Origin of the sequence: Streptomyces spiramyceticus (assembly GCF_028807635.1) — a bacterium.
In the GTDB taxonomy this organism is placed as follows: Bacteria; Actinomycetota; Actinomycetes; order Streptomycetales; family Streptomycetaceae; genus Streptomyces; species Streptomyces spiramyceticus.
Map to the genome: position 1 here is coordinate 1,166,538 of NZ_JARBAX010000002.1, position 18,282 is coordinate 1,184,819.

The 18,282-nt window shown below is 69.4% G+C and carries 12 protein-coding genes and 1 pseudogene; 4 read left to right on the forward strand and 9 right to left on the reverse strand.

Annotated elements, in window-relative coordinates:
* Nucleotides 1–9 precede the first annotated feature (9 nt).
* Nucleotides 10–1,311, reverse strand: a complete 1,302-nt coding sequence (gene rfbH / locus PXH83_RS28810) for a lipopolysaccharide biosynthesis protein RfbH (protein ID WP_274564265.1) — start codon at nt 1,309–1,311, stop codon at nt 10–12.
* 344 nt (nt 1,312–1,655) lie between these two features.
* On the opposite strand from rfbH, the gene PXH83_RS28815 reads away from it, so the two are divergent.
* The 3 genes and pseudogenes from PXH83_RS28815 to PXH83_RS28825 form a co-directional block, all read left to right on the forward strand.
* Nucleotides 1,656–3,308 carry a TlrC/CarA/OleB/SrmB family ABC-F type ribosomal protection protein gene (locus PXH83_RS28815; protein ID WP_274564266.1) on the forward strand — a complete coding sequence of 551 codons (1,653 nt, stop codon included), beginning with the start codon at nt 1,656–1,658 and terminating at the stop codon, nt 3,306–3,308.
* 164 nt (nt 3,309–3,472) lie between these two features.
* Nucleotides 3,473–4,345: a sugar 3,4-ketoisomerase gene (locus PXH83_RS28820; RefSeq protein ID WP_274564267.1), complete on the forward strand. Its 873-nt coding sequence runs from the start codon at nt 3,473–3,475 to the stop codon at nt 4,343–4,345.
* A 354-nt stretch (nt 4,346–4,699) separates the two neighbouring features.
* Nucleotides 4,700–4,954, forward strand: a pseudogene (locus tag PXH83_RS28825) (hypothetical protein); the annotation flags it as partial.
* A gap of 60 nt (nt 4,955–5,014) precedes the next feature.
* Here the strand turns inward: PXH83_RS28825 and PXH83_RS28830 are convergent.
* Nucleotides 5,015–6,913: a helix-turn-helix domain-containing protein gene (locus PXH83_RS28830; RefSeq protein WP_274564270.1), complete on the reverse strand. Its 1,899-nt coding sequence runs from the start codon at nt 6,911–6,913 to the stop codon at nt 5,015–5,017.
* A 950-nt stretch (nt 6,914–7,863) separates the two neighbouring features.
* On the opposite strand from PXH83_RS28830, the gene PXH83_RS28835 reads away from it, so the two are divergent.
* A complete protein-coding gene (locus PXH83_RS28835; RefSeq protein WP_274564272.1) occupies nt 7,864–8,583 on the forward strand; it encodes a class I SAM-dependent DNA methyltransferase in 720 nt (239 codons plus the stop codon).
* Between the two features lie 92 nt (nt 8,584–8,675).
* On the opposite strand, the gene PXH83_RS28840 is transcribed toward PXH83_RS28835, so the two are convergent.
* The 7 genes from PXH83_RS28840 to PXH83_RS28870 form a co-directional block, all read right to left on the reverse strand.
* Nucleotides 8,676–9,824 carry a DegT/DnrJ/EryC1/StrS family aminotransferase gene (locus PXH83_RS28840; RefSeq protein ID WP_274564275.1) on the reverse strand — a complete coding sequence of 383 codons (1,149 nt, stop codon included), beginning with the start codon at nt 9,822–9,824 and terminating at the stop codon, nt 8,676–8,678.
* A 661-nt stretch (nt 9,825–10,485) separates the two neighbouring features.
* Nucleotides 10,486–12,687: an alpha/beta fold hydrolase gene (locus tag PXH83_RS28845; RefSeq protein ID WP_274564277.1), complete on the reverse strand. Its 2,202-nt coding sequence runs from the start codon at nt 12,685–12,687 to the stop codon at nt 10,486–10,488.
* Between the two features lie 5 nt (nt 12,688–12,692).
* Nucleotides 12,693–13,730 (reverse strand): dTDP-glucose 4,6-dehydratase, encoded by a 1,038-nt coding sequence (gene rfbB, locus PXH83_RS28850; protein WP_274564279.1) that lies wholly within the window; start codon nt 13,728–13,730, stop codon nt 12,693–12,695.
* Nucleotides 13,714–14,592 carry a glucose-1-phosphate thymidylyltransferase RfbA gene (gene rfbA, locus PXH83_RS28855; RefSeq protein ID WP_274564281.1) on the reverse strand — a complete coding sequence of 293 codons (879 nt, stop codon included), beginning with the start codon at nt 14,590–14,592 and terminating at the stop codon, nt 13,714–13,716. The genes rfbB and rfbA overlap by 17 nt, the downstream gene beginning before the upstream one ends.
* A gap of 26 nt (nt 14,593–14,618) precedes the next feature.
* Nucleotides 14,619–15,818 (reverse strand): DegT/DnrJ/EryC1/StrS family aminotransferase, encoded by a 1,200-nt coding sequence (locus PXH83_RS28860; protein ID WP_274564283.1) that lies wholly within the window; start codon nt 15,816–15,818, stop codon nt 14,619–14,621.
* The gene (locus PXH83_RS28865) at nt 15,815–16,285 is read right to left on the reverse strand and encodes a sugar 3,4-ketoisomerase (RefSeq protein ID WP_338054930.1); all 471 of its coding nucleotides are present in this window, start codon (nt 16,283–16,285) and stop codon (nt 15,815–15,817) included. Before PXH83_RS28865 ends, PXH83_RS28860 begins: the two co-directional genes overlap by 4 nt.
* Before the next feature lie 64 nt (nt 16,286–16,349).
* Nucleotides 16,350–17,561: a cytochrome P450 gene (locus PXH83_RS28870; protein ID WP_274564285.1), complete on the reverse strand. Its 1,212-nt coding sequence runs from the start codon at nt 17,559–17,561 to the stop codon at nt 16,350–16,352.
* Nucleotides 17,562–18,282 lie beyond the last annotated feature (721 nt).

Below are 18,282 nucleotides of genomic sequence, written 5' to 3' on the forward strand. Positions count from 1 at the left end.
GCGGACGTGTCAGGAGTGCTTGAGCACGAACTCCCGGACGGTGTCGGTGACGTAGTCGACCATCTCCGTGGTGATGCCGGGGAAGACCCCGATCCAGAAGGTCTGATCGGTGATCAGGTCGCTGTTCTCCAGGGCGCCCGACACCCGGTACTGACGGCCGGTGTAGGCGGGGTGGCGGACGAGATTGCCGCCGAACAGGCGGCGGGTGCTGATCCGGCGTGACTCCAGGTGGTCGACCAGGGCCGCCCGGCTGTACGTGGCGTCCGGGTCCACGGTGATGAGGAACCCGAACCAGCTCGGGTCGCTGCCCGGTGTCGCCTCCGGCAGCAGCAGGCCGGGCAACCCGTCCAACGTCTCCCGCATCCGGCGCCAGTTGGCGCGCCGGGCGTCGGTGAACTCCTCGATCCGCGTCAGCTGGGACAGCCCGAGTGCCGCCTGCAGATCGGTGGACTTCAGGTTGTAACCGACATGCGAGAAGATGTACTTGTGGTCGTAGCCGGGCGGCAGGTCCCCCATTTTCTGGTCGAACCGCTTGAGGCAACGGTTGTCCTCGCCGGGTTCGCACCAGCAGTCGCGCCCCCAGTCGCGCAGTGACTCCACGATCCGCGCGAGGGCCAGGTTGTCGGTGAGCACGCAGCCTCCCTCGCCCATCGCGATGTGGTGCGCGGGGTAGAAGCTGACGGTCGACAGGTCGCCGAAGGAGCCCGTGAGTCTGCCCCGGTAGCGGGAGCCCACCGCGTCGCAGTTGTCCTCGACGAGGAACAGGCCGCGCTCGTCGGCGAGTCGGGCCACCTCTTCGGCCTCGAAGGGGTTGCCGAGGGCGTGCGCGATCATGATCGCCCTGGTCCGGGGGCCGATGGCCCGCTCGATGCGCTCGGGCGTGGTGTTGTACGTGCCGAGTTCGACGTCCACGAAGACCGGCACCAGCTCGTTGTGGAAGATCGGGTTGACCGTCGTCGGGAACCCGGCGGCGACCGTGACGACCTCGTCACCCGGTTTCAGCCGCCTGTCCTCCAGCTGCGGTGAGGTGAGCGCGCTGAGGGCGAGGAGGTTGGCGGAGGAGCCGGAGTTGGTCAGATGCGCCTTCCGTAGCCCGAGGTACCGGGCGAACTGCCGCTCGAAGCTCCGGGAGGCCGGGCCGGCCGCGATCCGCATCTCCAGTGCCGTCTCCACCAGCGCCAACCGGTCGTCCTCGCTCAGTACCGCGCCCGAGACCGGTACGTGCGTCGTCCCGGGAACGAAATTCCCGGTCGCCTGTTCCCGGTGGTACGCGCGGACCAGTTCGGTGATCCGGTTCTTGGTCTCGCCCATGGCCAGCCCTCCTGAAAGACCGCTGTGGTTGTTCCCGAGGCTAGGCACCCGACCGCCGGACGGGCGATCATCCCGTTCCGACTGCATCACGTCGGGCCGGGGAACCCGAATCCCCTTGCCCGGCATCGGGTGGCCCGTTTATAGTTCATCGCATGGGATCTCTGTGATAGATGAGGATGCGCGGCGTTGAGCTGGACTCCGTTGCCGCATCCAGCAGCGTGCTGCTGACACACCACTGCATCGGTCAGTCCGCTGTGGTGGCGTTTGTGTCGCTTTCTTCCGGCCGTTTCGCCGAGCGCGCTCACGCATTCACTCATCCTCATCGTGAAACAGGAGACACACACGTGTCGATTGCGCAATTCGCCCTGCATGACGTCATCAAGCGCTACCACGACTGTGTCGTACTCGACCGGGTCGGCTTCAGCATCAAGCCGGGCGAGAAGGTCGGCGTGATCGGCGACAACGGTTCCGGCAAGTCCACACTGCTCAAGGTCCTCGCCGGGCGCGAGCAGCCCGACAACGGCATGCTCACCGTGGTCGCCCCCGGCGGCATCGGCTATCTGGCACAGACGTTGGAACTGCCGCTCGACGCCACCGTCCAAGACGCCGTCGATCTGGCCCTGTCCGACCTGCGCGAGCTCGAAGCGTCGATGCACGAGGTCGAGGCGGAACTGACCGAGCGCGACGAGGACGGTTCCGAACGGGAGCTGTCCGCCCTCCTCCAGCGCTACGCCGGTCTGGTCGAGCAGTACCAGGCCCGTGGCGGTTACGAGGCCGACGTACGCGTGGAGGTCGCGCTGCACGGCCTCGGACTGCCGAGCCTGGACCGCGACCGGAAGCTCGGAACCCTCTCCGGCGGCGAGCGCTCCCGCCTCGCCCTCGCGGCGACCCTGGCCTCGGCGCCCGAACTGTTGCTGCTGGACGAGCCGACCAACGACCTCGACGACCGGGCGATGGAATGGCTGGAGAACCACCTGCAGGGCCACCGCGGCACGGTGATCGCGGTCACCCACGACCGGGTGTTCCTGGACCGGCTCACCACCACGATCCTGGAGGTCGACTCCGGCCGCGTCACCCGCTACGGCAACGGTTACGAGGGTTATCTGACGGCCAAGGCCGTGGAACGCGAGCGGCGGCTGCGGGAGTACGAGGAATGGCGTGCCGAACTTGAGCGCAACCAGGGGCTGATCACCTCCAACGTGGCGCGGATGGACAACATCCCGCGCAAGATGTCCCTCTCCGTGTTCGGCCACGGCGCCTACCGCAGGCGCGGACGCGACCACGGCGCGATGGTGCGGATCCGCAACGCCAAGCAACGCGTGGCGCAGCTGACCGAGAACCCGGCCCTGGCCCCCGCGGACCCGCTGTCCTTCGCCGCCCGCATCGACACCGCGGGCCCGGAGGCGGAGGAGGCGGTGGCCGAACTCACCGACGTGCGGGTCGCGGACCGGCTCGACGTCGACTCCCTGAAGATCCGGCCCGGCGAGCGGCTGCTGATCACCGGACCCAACGGTGCGGGCAAGTCCACCTTGCTGCGGGTGCTCTCCGGGGAACTGGCGCCGGACAGCGGCTCGGTGCGCGTCGGCTGCCGAGTCGGGCACCTGCGGCAGGACGAGACGCCCTGGTCGCCCGAGCTCACGGTGCTGCGGGCCTTCGCCCACGGCCGGGAGGGCTACCTGGAGGACCACGCGGAGAAACTGCTCTCGTTGGGCCTGTTCAGCCCGTCCGACCTGCGGCGACGGGTGAAGGACCTGTCGTACGGGCAGCGCCGCCGGATCGAGATCGCCCGGCTGGTGAGCGACCCGATGGACCTGCTGCTACTGGACGAACCCACCAACCACCTCACCCCGGTGCTGGTCGAGGAACTGGAGCAGGCACTCGTGGACTACCGGGGCGCCGTGGTCGTCGTCACCCACGACCGCCGGATGCGGTCCCGGTTCACCGGGGCCCGGCTTGCCATGGACCACGGGTGCATCGCCGAGTTCAGCGCAGGCTGAGCCACGCCCTCACGCGGGCCCGGGACCTCGTTCCGAAGGGGCCGCGGTCAAGGCTCAAAACCCGCCCGCCCGACGGCGATCCGCGCCGACGGGCGGGGGCCGGTGCTCTGGCTGCACCGCTGTTCCCTGAGCCCGGGCGCCTGCGGAAGCGGCAGGACTTGCCGATGAACGGATGTCAGGTCGCGGTCGGCGCTGTCGTCCGGCCAAGGAACTTCGCGCGCCTTCGCGCGCCTTCGTGCGGAAAAGGCGAGGCGTCCGTCAACTTCCGCCGACGGTACGGAAATTCGTGTCCACCGGTGCGGTGCGCCGGGTCCGGGCGCCGCTTCCGACAGAGGCGCCCACTGTGTCACGTCCGTCTTGCCGACTGCCTCGGTGCTTCGTATGTTCCGCTGACGTCGACGGGCTCGGATGCCGGAAGCCGAACGCCGGATCGAGTTCACCGTTCTACGAGGGCGACCAGCTCACTCCGAAGTACCTGCCCGTCCGCGTCGACTGGAACTGAACCCGAGGGTTCCGTCCCCGGGCCAGGGCCGTCCCGAGCCGGCCGTGGACCTCACGACCGCCCGATAAGGAGCGCCGCCATCGCCGAGAACACAGCCGAGCCTCCCGCCCGGCGGGTCGGCAGGATCAAGCCGTGCCGGCTGATCAGGCTCGAGCAGCACATCGACCCGCGCGGCAGCCTGTCCGTGGTCGAGTCCGGCGTGACCGTGGACTTCCCCGTCCAACGCGTCTACTACATGCACGGCCAGACCCAGTCCTCACCCCCACGCGGCCTGCACGCACACCGCACCCTGGAACAACTCGTCATCGCCGTCCACGGCGCCTTCTCCATCACCCTCGACGACGGCTTCCAGCACGCCACCTACCGCCTCGACGAACCCGGAGCCGGACTCTGCATCGGCCCCATGGTCTGGCGCGTCCTCAAAGACTTCGCCCCCGACACCGTCGCCCTCGTCCTCGCCTCACAGCACTACGAAGAATCCGACTACTACCGCGACTACGACACCTTCCTGCACGACGCACGGAGCCTCACATGACCAAAGCGACGGAAAAGGGAATGCCGCAGCACGGGTGCAGTGGCGTCGTTTCTCGGTGCCATTCGGTGGAATGTCCCGCCACCGTCGAGAGGGTCGCCACGGTGAGTTGACCACCGGTTTTCAGGGCGAGACGGGCCGTGGGCCCGGAGTGAATCGCGGGAGCCGGGGCGGCGCTGAAAGGGTGTGCCCGGTGTGTCTGCGAGGGCCCGGAGAATTCCGTAAGGCTGTGGCGCACGCAGTCACCGGAATTCGAGCGCCCTGCGAAGGGCGTGATGATCACTACTCCGCTTGACCCGAAGCCGAATCCCCACCGGGACCCGAAACGGACGCCGAAGCCGAAACCCGATCGGGGCCCGAAGCCGGACCCGAAGCCTGTGGCTGACCGACCTCGGCCCGTTGGGGCACCGGGCGCTGCTGCCGCTGGCGGCGCTGACCGACCGGGTGGACGCCGACTTCGCCCGGGTCGGCGTGGACGTCGGCATCCGTGACTTCGAGGGGCGCTCGTTCCAGGGCCGGCACCGGCACGTGACGCCGGCCTCGATCGCCCATGCGCTGCGGCTGTCGCAGGACGGGCGGTGGCGCGGCCACCAGGAGTCCGTCACCGGGTGACCACGGCGGTGGCGCGGCCACCGGGCGCCGTCCGGCCGCGCATCGCCTGGCCGCCCGCGCTCACTCGCGCTGCGATCCGAGCACGGTCCGGGAGGCGGGCGCCGGGCGCGGGGGGAGCGAGGCGGACGCGGAGCGCGAGGAGAGCGCCGAACGCACCTGGTACAGCCGCAGGGCCAGTTGGATGTCCAGCACCCGCTCCGGCCCCTGCCAGTCCTCTCCCAGCAGTTGGCCGATGCGCTCCAGCCGCCGCGAGACGGTGTTGGGGTGCACGCGCAGCGTCTCCGCGGCGCGGGTGGGGCTCCTGCCCGACTCCAGATACACCCTCAGCGTGGGGATGAGATCCGTGAAGCGGTGGGTGTCGTAGTCGATCACGGGGCCGATGGTCGTCTTGATGTAGCCGGGGACATCGTTTTCCTCGGCCAGGAGCATTCCGAGAAACCCCAGGTCGGAGGCGCAGGCGGTGCCACCGTCACCGCCGAGCGCGCGAAGGGTCTCCAGGCACTGCGCGGCCTCGCGGTGGGCGTCGCTGATGCCGTCGACGGTCGAGGCGGGGCCCGCGGCCCCCACGGTGACCGGGTGCCCCACCCGATCGGTGAGTTCCGGGGCGGCGGTCTGCGCCACGGCCACGGGGTCGTCGCCGGGCAGCAGCAGGACGACGGCGCCGTCCCGTACGCTGCACAGCCCGCCGAGTTCCTTCGCGTAGTCGGCGCCGGAGGACTCCAGCCGCGCCGAGGCTCCGTGGGGTCCGCTCGCCACCAGCACGACATGCGGGCGGCGGAAGCTGAGGGAGAACAGCAGGGCGCGCTCCCTGAGGAGGGCGGGCGAGCGCGGCGCCCCGACCAGATCGTCGAAGAAGTCCTGGTGGCTCTGGGCCTTGGTGGAGTCGTTGCGCTGGATGCGCAGATGCAGCGCGAGCGTACGGGCGACCATGGGAAGCAGCGGTACGACCGTGTGGTCCGCCTCGGGTCCGACGTCGGTCAGCAGGAAGCCGGCGTTGTACTCCCCGGGGTACAGGGGGACCGTCCAGTACCCCGGTGCGACGGGGGTGGGTCGGCCGGTTTCGGCGGCCCTGCGGCAGGCGGCGCGCAGGTCGGCGGGGGCGACGGGGCGCAGGTTCCCGTACTCGGCGAGCGGCCGGCCGAGCGGGCTGCAGAGGCTGGTGCCGCCGCCCAGGGATTCGGCGGCGGCGGCGAGTAAGGCGTCGGCCCCGCGCCTTTCGAGGACCTGAGTGATCAGGTGCGACTGGAGGTCGGCGGACCTGCGGGTGCCCGCGAGGGCGGCGCGGGCCTCACCGACGTCCTCGCGCAGCCGCCCGATGGTGTCGCGGAGCTCCTCGACCAGCCGGATACGCTCGATCGCGACGGCGGCCAGATCGGCGAGCGAACACAGCAGGGTGACCTCGTTGGGGGTCAGGTGCCGGACCTGGCGATCGGCGACGTAGAGCACCCCCACCGAGTCGTCGCCGACGCACAGCGGAACGGCCAGGACCGCGCGCAGCCCTTCCGCGCGGACGATGTCGTCGACGGTCTCGACGTGCACGAAGCTGCTGTCCCCGAGGTAGTCGGGGGTCCAGAAGGGAGCGTGGCAGGTGCGCACCATGCCGCCCAGCCCGCCGTCGGCCGGCAGCCGGTAGCTGTCGGCGACCTTGACCGCGTTGCCGTCGGCGCTCAGCACCACCGTGCCGGGCCGGTCCTCGTGGTGCAGGTCCTCCTGGTGCAGACTGACGTAGGCGACATCCAGCTTGAGCAGCAGCCGTGCTCTGCGGGCGACGGATTCGAGCAGGTCCTTGTACTGCTGGGCGGCGACGAACTCGTGCGCGGCGTCGACCAGCGCCGCGAGCTCCGCCTCCCGGTCGCGGCGGTACTCGATCATCGACTGCGCGGTGAGGGCGAGCCGGTTGAAGCGCTCCAGCCGACGCATCCGTTCCTCGTCGGCGCCCGCGCGTTCCGCGCGCGCCATGAGCCGGTCGTATTCGCTCCGCGGGGCCGACCGGGCAACAAATTCGAGGAAGGTGAGTGCGTCGTCCGACTCGTCTTCTTCAGACGCTTCTTCACCATAATCCAGGTAACTCATGCCGCAGGCGCCCCCATCCCTGTGCTTTACGAATACAATGACAGGTTATTACGCTATCAGGGTACCCGATCTAGATCGCCGAGGGTCCTGGAACGGGCTGCGGTAAATCCTCCGCACCCGCTTCCTTTCGCTCCCTCGCCATAACATTTCATCCCGTTCGTCCGATTCTGATGGACGGCCGGACCGCCGTCCGTACCCCGCAGGACGTTACCGGACGGGTGCCGGCCACGGCATTCGGCGTCCGGGCGGATCGCCGCGCACTCCCGGCCGGGATCGACTTCCGGACATGAGGCCCGACTCATCAAGCCAGCGGGCAGATATGAATTCCATAAAGACCGGATCGCGGTTGAACGCTGCCACTTGAACCGCCTCGGCGAACGGTGGATAAGCTACCGGCGACTCGGGGCGCACCACGCGTTTTCCGGTGAAACAAGCCGTCGGCTGTCCGATTCTGCATCCCTTCTGCGGGAGGACGGGAATGGGGCTCCGCGGGACGGCCCGACCGGCGCCCGCCCCGGGGCCCGGGGCGCGTCGGCGCCCACTGCCCCAAGTGCGGACCGCCGGACTTGACTGACCAGGCTGCCGTTCCTTGACCTCGACTCGGCGTGAACTGTTGGGTGTCCGTACGGAGATCACCGCGAAGGACCGGTGCGGGTCGGATACCCGCACGGCTTCGGTCGATGGAACTCCCGTACGCGCATAGCGGGTTCGGCGTGCGCACGACGCGTCCGAACGACGGCCTCCGCAGCGGAATGCCGCCCGTGCCCCCGACCGCACGGCGCACTCCTCTTCGACACACCAACGGTTCCCCCCCCAACACGGCCCGGAGGATTCCCATGTACGAGAACGACAGTGCGGCCGAGGTCTACGACCTGCTGTACCAGGACCGCAAGGACTACGCCGGCGAGGCCGCCCGGGTCACCGGCCTGATCCGGGAACGCACGCCGAACGCCTCCAGCCTGCTCGACATCGCCTGCGGCACCGGCACGCACCTGGAGGCCTTCGCCAAGCTCTACGACCGTGTGAGCGGCCTGGAGCTCTCCGAATGGATGGCGGCCCGCGCCGAGGAGCGGCTCTCCGATGTGACCCTCCACCGCGGCGACATGCGCTCGTTCAACCTCGGCGAGACGTTCGACGCCGTGGTCTGCATGTTCAGTTCGATCGGGTATCTGGAGACCGCGGCCGACCTGGAGGACGCGATCGCCGCCATGTCCCGGCACCTCTCCGCGGACGGCGTCCTGGCCGTCGAACCGTGGTACTTCCCCGACACCTTCCTGGACGGCTACGTCTCCACCCACGCCCTCAGGACGGAGTCGGGAGACCAGGGCGTCGCCCGCGTCGCCCACTCGACCAGGGAGGGCAAGAAGACCCGGATGGAAATCCACTACCTGATCGCGCACACCACCGACGGCATCCGGCACCGCAGCGAGGTGGACTACCTCACGCTGTTCTCCCGTGCGGAGTACGAGACCGCGTACCGCAAGGCCGGCCTGCACGTCGAGTACGTCGAGACGGGCAACGGCTCCCCCGGCTTTTTCCTCGGCACGCGCGCCTAGCGAGCCGACGGGACGACGGAGACCGTCCCGGACGCGAAACGGCCCCTGCCCGGCGGAGAACCGCCGGGCAGGGGCCGTACCGTATGCGCCTGTTATGCGGGAGCCTGCGCCCCGGCGTTCAGAGCTTTGCGCAAGGAGGACACGACGGTGAGGACGTCGGCGTCCGACAGGCCCGGGTGCAGGGGCAGGCACAGGGTCCGCTCGGACGCCCACTCCACGCCGGGCAGTTCGCGTCCGGCGTGACCGTAGGCGGGCACCTTGTGCAGGGGGGCGTAGCGGAAGGTGGTGTAGATGCCGTCGGTGAGCAGGTCGCGCGCCACCCGGTCCCGGACGCCGGGGGGCAGCTGGATCCAGTAGAAGTAGTGCGTGGACTCGTGTCCTTCCGGGAGCGCGGGCGGCGTCGACACGCCCTCCATTGTGCGCAGTTCGCTTTCGTAGAGGGCGACGATCTCCTTGCGGCGGGCCACGAAATCGGGGAGCCGCCGCAACTGCACCGCGCCGATGGCCGCGGTGAGGTCGTTTCCGATGACGCGTCGGCCCGGCTCGGGGACGTCCATCTCCCACCAGCGCGCCGAGACCCTGGCGTATCCCAGGCCGCTGGACTGGGTGAGGCCGTGATAGGCGAGGCGCCGGATGCGGGCGGCCGCCCCGGGATCCTTGACGTAGATCATCCCGCCGTCGCCGGTGACGAGGACCTTCATCGCGTCGAAGCTCCACATGGCGAGGTCCCCGAAGGTGCCGACCACTCGGCCGTCGATGCGGGAGGCCACCGAACACGCGGCGTCCTCGATCAGGGTGATGCCCTGGTTCCGGCAGTGCTCGGCGATGCGGACGATGTCGCCGGGGTATCCGCCGTAGTGGAGTGCGATGACGGCCCTGGTGCGCGCGGTGACGGCCTGCTCGATGTGCTCCAGGGCCGGGTTCAGCGTCCGGGGGTCGACGTCGCAGAAGACCGGGCGCGCTCCCGTCAGCTGAACGGCGTTCGCTGCGGCGAGGAAGCTGGGCGAAGGGAGCACGACCTCGTCGTCGGGCTGCAGTCCGAGCGATTCCAGGGCCAGGAAGAGGCCCGCCGTACCCGAGTTGAGGAAGACGACGTGCTCGGGGCCGACCCCGAGGTGGTCGGCGAACGCGGACTCGAATGCTTTGGTCCGTGGTCCGTGACCGAGCCATTGGTCGTCGAAGACCCCGGCGATCGCCGCCAGTTCCTCGGCACCCATCTGGGGTTGAAAGAGATTGATCATGGTCACCTCTCGCGTCGCGCTGTCTCGTCCGGGCTTGGGCAGGTTCGCTCGACGCCGGGCCGCGGTCGCTTCCCGTCCCGTGCGGTGTCCCGGGCGGCGGCGGGGCGAGCGGCCGGAAAGCGGTGGCGCGGCGATGCCCGGCGGGCCGCCATTCCGGTGAAGTCGCTGTCGGTCACCTCGTGGAAATCGCGCATCCGCCGGGTGTGGCCGGTGGTGGAAGTCGCGCATCCACCGGCATGTGCCCGGTCTCGGAAGCCGCGTGTCCACCGGCGCGGGACCTACGGCACCGAGCGCGCCGCAGGAGTGGGAATGCGGGACCGATGGCAGGAATTGGCTGGAATCGAGCAGGGCGATGTACGTGCCCGTGCACGATATTCGCACGCTCGCCCACGGGATCTCCATATCCGGGGAGGATCGAAAGGAATGTCGTCGGCCATCGGGATTTCTTGCACGGTCCTTCGGGGGGTGAGGAAGGCTTGGGAGGAAGCGGTTATCCGCGGATACCCGGAGGTTCTCTCCCGTAATTGTGCGCGGTCCGTGCCGGGCGTTCCGTCGCTTCCCGCACGTCGCTGATGTGCGAGAACGGTCCTCTGCCTTCTTTGCCGATGGTTGACCGGCGGGCGTGGTGCCGATTCCCCCGCGGTGTAGTTTTCGTAGGCATTCAGTAGGAGGCGTGTGCGCACGCGACGAGGGTGCGGAGTTCGACGTTGAGGTAGTTGCCGTGCGCGAGCAGTTCGGTGAGCTGGCCGAAGGTCGCCCAGCAGAAGCCGGGCGGGCAGCCCGTGTCGAGCTCCGGCCCCGCCTCGACCACCATGTAGCGATTGCGCGCGTGGTAGAAGCGCCCGCCCTCCTCGGACTGCACCACGTCGTAGCGGATGCGGTCGGCTCCGGCCGTCAGGACCTGGTCCAGGTACGGGGGCGACATGCCGTCCGATTCGGCTGGCCGGCACTGGACGGTCGGCCCGAACTCGGCGACGTTCAGGGTGCCTACGTCCGACCGCGCCTCCACCAGGGCGTGCAGCACCCCGTTGATCCGCCGGGTGATCAGAGCCACGAGCCCCTGGGAGCACGGGCGGAGCAGCGGCTGGGTCCACGACGCCACCTCGCGCCGCTCCGCCGTCACCTCCACCGCCATGATCTCGAAGTGCTTACCGCTGCGGTGCCGGATCGTGCTCTCGGTCCGCTCCCAGCCGTCCCGACGGGCGTCGTCGAGCGGCACGCTCTGCTGGCGCAGCACCCGCAGTGCCCGGACGTCGGTGAGGCAGCTGGTGATGGCGTGCAGGTCGTGCAGCGGTGCGGCCTCCCCGTAGAAGGAGCGCCGGAGCGCCGCCGGGAAGTCCTCGTCGTCGTCGGGCGCGCCGTGCGCGGTCGGCAGACAGGCCAGCACGCTGCGGGTGTCCATGTTGACGAGGTCGTCCTGGAGCATCAGCCTGCGGATCTGACCCAGGGTCAGCCAGCGGAAGGTGGCATCGGCCTCGATGTCCGTGTCGATCTCGACGACCATGTTGCGGTTGCGCTTGTGCAGGAACCAGTCGCCCTGTTCGGACTGGATGGTGTCGATCAGGACCCGTCGGCCGGGACGGTGGATGAAGTGGTCGAGGAACGGGGTGGACCGGCCGTGGTGCACCTCGTCGAAGTTGCTGCGGGTGGCCTGCACCGTGGGGGAGAGCTGCAGCCCGTTGACGTTGCCGGGCTCCGGTTTGGCCTGCATCAGAAAGTGCAGGACCCCGTCGAACTCCCGCGCCAGGATGCCGAGCAGCCCCACCTCGGGCTGCACGATGATCGGCTGGACGCGGGCGACCGGGTCGGCGTCCGAGCTGGTGCGCAGCCCTTCCACGGAGAAGAAGCGACCCGTCTCGTGCCGCAGGTCGCCGGTGCCCGGCTCGAAGGACCACCGCCGGAGCCGGTCGAACGGGATCGGCTCGACGTGGAAGCGGTGCGCCCGGCGGTACGCCTCCAGCCAGCGGGGCACGTCCGCCAGCGAGGTGACCGGACTGTCGAGCGTGTCGGCGGAGAGCAGCACCCGTTCCGCGGTGCGCCGGTGGCCGGCGTATTCGACCGTGCCGACGTCCCCGGGGCGGACCCGCCGGACGCCGCGCGTCCCGGTCGAGAGCAGCGGCGCGAGCGTGTCCACCAGGGCTCCGCACACCTCCGCGGTCCGCTGGTACGGGAAGAAGTGGCCGCCGGGGAAGGTCCGCATCTCGGCGCCGGCCGCCGCCACCTCGTGCCAGGCCGCCGCCTCGGCCGCGGTCACAGTGGGGTCGTCGGCACCGGTGAACACGGTGAGGGGGCAGTCCAGGGGCGCCCCCGGACGGTGGGTGTAGGTCCCCACGGCCCGGTAGTCGTTGCGGATCGCGGGCAGCACCAGCTGGAGCAGCTCCGGATCGGCGAACACTTGGCTGTCGGTGCCGTCGAGCGTGCGGAGTTCCTCGACCAGCCGGTCGTCGTCGTAGAGGTGCACGGTCATCGGTCGGTCCGAGGCGGGGGCCCGGCGTCCGGAGACCACCAGGCGCACCGGGGCCGCTCCCCGCTGCTGGAGCACGCGGGCGACCTCGTACGCGACCAGCGCGCCCATGCTGTGCCCGAACAGCACCACAGGGGGCCCGGCCCGTGTCTCCAGCATGTCGGCCAGGGGCTTGGCCAGGCCCTCGATGGTGTCGATCAGAGGCTCGCTCCTGCGGTCCTGGCGTCCGGGGTACTGGACGGCAGACACCTCGATTCTGTCGGGCAGTTGCCGGGTGAACGGCAGGAAGGAACTCGCCGAGCCGCCCGCGTGTGGGAAGCACACCAGCCGCACGGCGGGCGACGCGGAAGGCTGGTACCGGCGGAGCCAAAGGTCACGCGGGTCCACGGATGCGGACATCAACGTCATCGTCCCCTCTTCACAGGCGTCCACCACGCGTGGTTCTCCCGGTACCAGCGCACGGTCTGCTCCAGTCCCTCGTCGATGGTGATCCGCGGCGCGTATCCCAACTCGGTGGCGATCTTGGTGTAGTCGACGGAGTAGCGCTGGTCGTGGCCCTTGCGGTCCGGCACCTGCCGCACCGCCGACCAGTCGGCTCCGCACAGCTTCAGCAGACGTTCGGTGAGCTCGACGTTGGTCAGCTCGGCGCCGCCGCCGATGTTGTAGACCTCGCCGGGGCGACCGCCCCGGGCCACCAGGGCGATGCCCCGGCAGTGGTCGTTCACGTGCAGCCAGTCGCGCCGGTTGCCGCCGTCCCCGTACAGCGGGACGGTCCTGCCGTCGAGCAGGTTGCTGGTGAACAGCGGGATGATCTTTTCCGGGTACTGGTACGGCCCGTAGTTGTTGGAACAACGGGTGACGCACACCGGCAGCCCGTGCGTGCGGTGGTAGGCCAGTGCCAGCAGGTCGGAGGACGCCTTGGAGGCCGCATAGGGGGAGTTGGGGCTCAGCGGGTGGTCCTCGGGCCACGACCCCACCGGGATCGAGCCGTAGACCTCGTCCGTGGAAACGTGCACGAACAGGCCGGGGCGTATGGCCAGCGCCTCCTGGAGGAGGACCTGGGTGCCCAGCACATTGGTGCGCACGAAGGCGTCGGCGTCGTCGATCGACCGGTCCACGTGCGACTCGGCCGCGAAGTGCACCACCAGATCGACCCCCGCCATGGCCTGGGCGACTGCGCTGCGGTCGCAGATGTCCCCCTGGAAGATCCGCAGCCGGGGACAGTCGCCCACCGGGGCCAGATTGGCCAGGTTGCCCGCGTAGGTGAGCGCGTCGAGCACCCTCACCTCGGGCTTGCCGAACTCCGGCAGCGAGCCGTCCAGCAGGGCGTTCACGAAGCGCGAGCCGATGAAGCCGGCGCCTCCGGTGACGAGGATACGGGCCGGCTGCCGACCGTCGGCGAAGCGGGTGGGCCGGTGCGGGGACTCATGCGGCGCCTGCATGGGTGGCCACCTCCATCAGGTAGGCGCCGTATCCGGAGGTGCCCAGCTCGCGGCCGAGCCAGTAGAGGGTGTCGGCGTCGATGAAGCCCATGCGCAGGGCGATCTCCTCGATGCAGGCGATCCGTACTCCCTGGCGTTGTTCGAGGAGTTGGACGTACTGGCCGCCCTGGAGGAGGGAGTCGTGGGTGCCCATGTCGAGCCAGGCGAAGCCGTGGCCCAGTTCGATCAGCCGGGCGCGTTTCTGCTCCAGGTAGACCTGGTTGACGTCGGTGATTTCGAGTTCGCCGCGTGCGGAGGGCCGGATGTTCTTGGCGATGTCGACGACGTCGTTGTCGTAGAGGTAGAGGCCGGTGACGGCGAGGTTGGAGCGGGGCCGGGCGGGTTTCTCCTCCAGGGACAGCAGCATGCCCTGGTCGTCGATCTCGCCGACGCCGTAGCGCTGCGGGTCGCTGACCGGGTAGCCGAACAGTACACAGCCGTCGAGGTGGCGGATGCTGCCCCGGAGTACGGAGGAGAAGCCGGGGCCGTGGAAGATGTTGTCGCCCAGGATGAGCGCGACCGGGGAGTCACCGATGTGGTCGGTGCCGATGGTGAGGGCCTGGGCTATGCCCTGGGGCTCGGGCTGTTCGGCGTAGGTGATGTCCAGGCCGAGCCGGGAGCCGTCGCCCAGCAGTTGCTGGAAGAGTTCGATGTGCTGGGTGGAGGAGATGACGAGGATCTCGCGGATGCCGCCCAGCATCAGGACGGACAGCGGGTAGTAGATCATCGGCTTGTCGTAGACGGGCAGCAGTTGCTTGGACAGCGTGCCGGTCAAGGGGCGCAGGCGGGTGCCTCCGCCGCCCGCGAGGATGATCCCTTTCATTCCGGAACGCCCTGACATGACCTCGGTCATCGTTTCTCCGTCGCTAGAGGAAAACGCTGGCCGTCCGGCGTCGTGCGCGGCGTGCGCGGCGTGCCGTCCGGCGTCGGGTACGCCGCCAGCCCCGCGGCCGCCGCCCGGACCGCCGCCACGACGGCACGGGACTCGTCGTCCCCGAGGTGCGGTCCCAGGGGAAGGCTGAGGCTCTGCGCCGCCAGGCGTTCACTGCGCGGGTGGGCCCCGGCCGGAGCCCCGGCCGGGGCGTCGGCGTAGGCCGGGGACCGGTGCGGCGGTACGGGGTAGTGGATCAGGGTCTGAACCCCGGCCCGCTCGAGCCGGCGGCGCAGCTCGTCGCGTTCCGCGCAGCGGATCACGTACAGGTGCCACGCCGGGTCGGCCCAGCGAGCGGTGACGGGGACGGCGATCTGCGGAAGGGAACCCAGGGCCCGGGTGTAGCGTTCGGCCGTGCGCGCCCGGCGGGCGTTCCACGCGTCGAGCCGCGGCAGCTTGGCGCGCAGCACGGCGGCCTGGAGCTCGTCGAGCCGGGAGTTGGTCGCCCGCACCTCGTGCCGGTACTTCTCCCGGGAGCCGCAGTTGCGCAGCAGCCGGATCCGATCGGCCACTCCGGCGTCCCGGGTGACCACCGCGCCGCCGTCGCCCATGGCGCCGAGGTTCTTGCCGGGGTAGAAGCTGAACGCGACCACGTGGCCCGAGCCGATCCGGCGGCCCCGGTAACGGGCGCCGTGCGCCTGCGCGGCGTCCTCGACCACGGCCAGGCCGTGCCGTTCGGCGACCGCCAGCAGCGGGTCCAGATCGGCCGGGTGTCCGTGCAGATGTACGGGCATCAGGGCCTTGGTGCGAGGGGTGACGGCCGCCTCCACCAGCGCCGGGTCCAGGGAAAGCCCGTCCGGCGTCGGATCGACGGCCACCGGCTGCGCCCCGGTGGCGGACACGGCCAGCCAGGTCCCGATGAAGGTGTGTGCGGGCACCACCACCTCGTCCCCGGGACCGATGTCCAGCGCGCGCAGGGACAGCTCCAGCGCGTCGCAGCCACTGCCGACCGCCACGCAGTGGCCGTTGTCGCAGTACGCGGCGAACTCCTCCTCGAAACCCTCCAGTTCAGCGCCGAGCAGATAGCGGCCGGAGGCGGACACCCGCTGGAGGGCCGCGTCGATGTCGGCCCGCAACTCCCGGTAGCCGGCGCCTGCGTCGAGGAAGGGGATTGTCATGTGAGGCTCCGTGCGTCGTGCAGGAAGGTGTCGTAGTCGCGGTAGTAGTCGGATTCTTCGTAGTGCTGTGAGGCGAGGACGAGGGCGACGGTGTCGGGGGCGAAGTCTTTGAGGACGCGCCAGACCATGGGGCCGATGCAGAGTCCGGCTCCGGGTTCGTCGAGGCGGTAGGTGGCGTGCTGGAAGCCGTCGTCGAGGGTGATGGAGAAGGCGCCGTGGACGGCGATGACGAGTTGTTCCAGGGTGCGGTGTGCGTGCAGGCCGCGTGGGGGTGAGGACTGGGTCTGGCCGTGCATGTAGTAGACGCGTTGGACGGGGAAGTCCACGGTCACGCCGGACTCGACCACGGACAGGCTGCCGCGCGGGTCGATGTGCTGCTCGAGCCTGATCAGCCGGCACGGCTTGATCCTGCCGACCCGCCGGGCGGGAGGCTCGGCTGTGTTCTCGGCGATGGCGGCGCTCCTTATCGGGCGGTCGTGAGGTCCACGGCCGGCTCGGGACGGCCCTGGCCCGGGGACGGAACCCTCGGGTTCAGTTCCAGTCGACGCGGACGGGCAGGTACTTCGGAGTGAGCTGGTCGGCCTCGTAGAACAGCGTGTTTTCGTGGTCGATGCGGAAGCCGTCGACCCGCTCCAGGAGGAGTTCGAGCATGACCTTGCCCTCTAGGCGGGCCAGGGCGGCGCCCAGGCAGTGGTGGATGCCGTGGCCGAAGGCCATGTGCCGGGTGCCGTCCGAGCGGCGGATGTCGAAGGTGTCCGGGTCGGGGAAGTGCCGGGGGTCCCGGTTGGCGGACTGGCTCCACGCGATCACCATCTGGCCCTTCTCCATGAGCGGGCCGAGGATGGTGGTGTCCTGCTTGACGAAGCGGAAGATGTTGTTGAAGGGGCTGCGGTAGCGCAGTGTCTCCTCGATCGCGCCGGGCACCAGCGTGCGATCGGCCCGCAGGTCTTCCAGTGCCTGCGGGTTCTCCTCCAGGACGAGGAAGAGGTTGCTGAGCAGGGTGCTGGAGGAGACGTGCCCGGCGGTCAGCAGCAGCGCGACGATGTTGACGATCTCGACATCGGTCAGCCGGCGGCCGTCCTGCTCGGCCTGGACCAGACCGCTGATCAAGTCGTCGGCCGGGGCTTCCCGCTTGGCGTGGATCTGTTCCAGGAGGTAGTCGGTCATCTCCTTGAGCGCGGGCGCGATCGTCTCGGTGAAGTTGTCCGGGAGGTTCGGGTACTCCAGGCCCTCGTTCGTCAGCAGGGTGTCGACCCACTCCCGGAACAGGTCCCGGTCGCCGGTGGGTACGCCCAGCAGTTCGGCGATCACGATGACCGGCAGTGCGTAGGAGAGGTCGCCGACGGCATCGATGACGTTCTGTTCCCGTACCTTGTCCAGGAGTTCCTCGGTGATCGCGCGCACCCTGGGTTCCAGCCGGGCGATCCGCCGGGGAGTGAAGGCCTGGCTCACGAGCTTGCGCATCGGTCCGTGCGCGGGCGGGTCCAGCGCGCCGATCGTGCCCGGCCCGATGATCATTTCCAGCTCGGGCGGCGTCGGCATCACCATGTTGAAGTCCGACGAGAAGAACTGCGGGTTGTTCGACACCGTCACGTAGTCGTCGTAACCGAAGACCTGCCACGCCTGCCGGCCCTCGTCCCAGAACACCGGATGACGTGTCCTGTTGAAAGCGAACCAGTCCAGCAGCCCCCGGGCATCCGCATCCTTGCTCAACTCCATCGGTCCCGACACAGCCTCACCCATCAGTCGAACTCCTTGAAAATCGGTGTGCGGACCGAACGCGCGACACGGCAGTATCGGTCCCTCGATCCCGGCAGAGCTTATGAATCGGTGAAGAACGCCAGCAAGGCGGACCTGACACAATGACTCCCCGTCCGGGGAACCTTGTCGAGATGCCGCTCGGGAGCGGACGGAGCGGCGCGGGGAACCTGACATATTCACCGCGGGGCGGTTGTGCCGAGCCGACCCGGTGCTGAAAGCTTCGCGGTTCACCTGGGAGATCACGTGCGCGTTCACCCAGGAGTTCGCGTGCACGTTCATGTGCGAGTTCATGTGTCAGAGGATTCGCGAAGGAGTTCGCGGAATTCCGCACCGAGGCCCAGCCAGGGGCAGGGGGCTGGGGCAAGGCAGGGGCCAGGTCGGGGAAATGCCGGGTGACCGCGTGAGCGGGCCGTCGGCCCTTGGGGCGCAGGCCGTGAGTCACTGCACCCGACCGGGCGCCGGCGCCGACTCCGGCCCCGGCGGGCGGGGTGCTTGCGCGCAGTCGCCGCAGCTCGGCAATACAGACCTGACACAATGCCGCTCCCTTTTCGCCGGAAAGCCTTCCGGAAGATCCCAGTCCACAGTCGTCGGCGACCCGTGTCATGAGAATCCGCGGCGAATCCGCGGAACTTGACACAATTGATTGCCGTTCGTTGGTCGTTCCTGTCGCCCAACTGTTCGTCCGCTGTACGCTCGTGAAGAT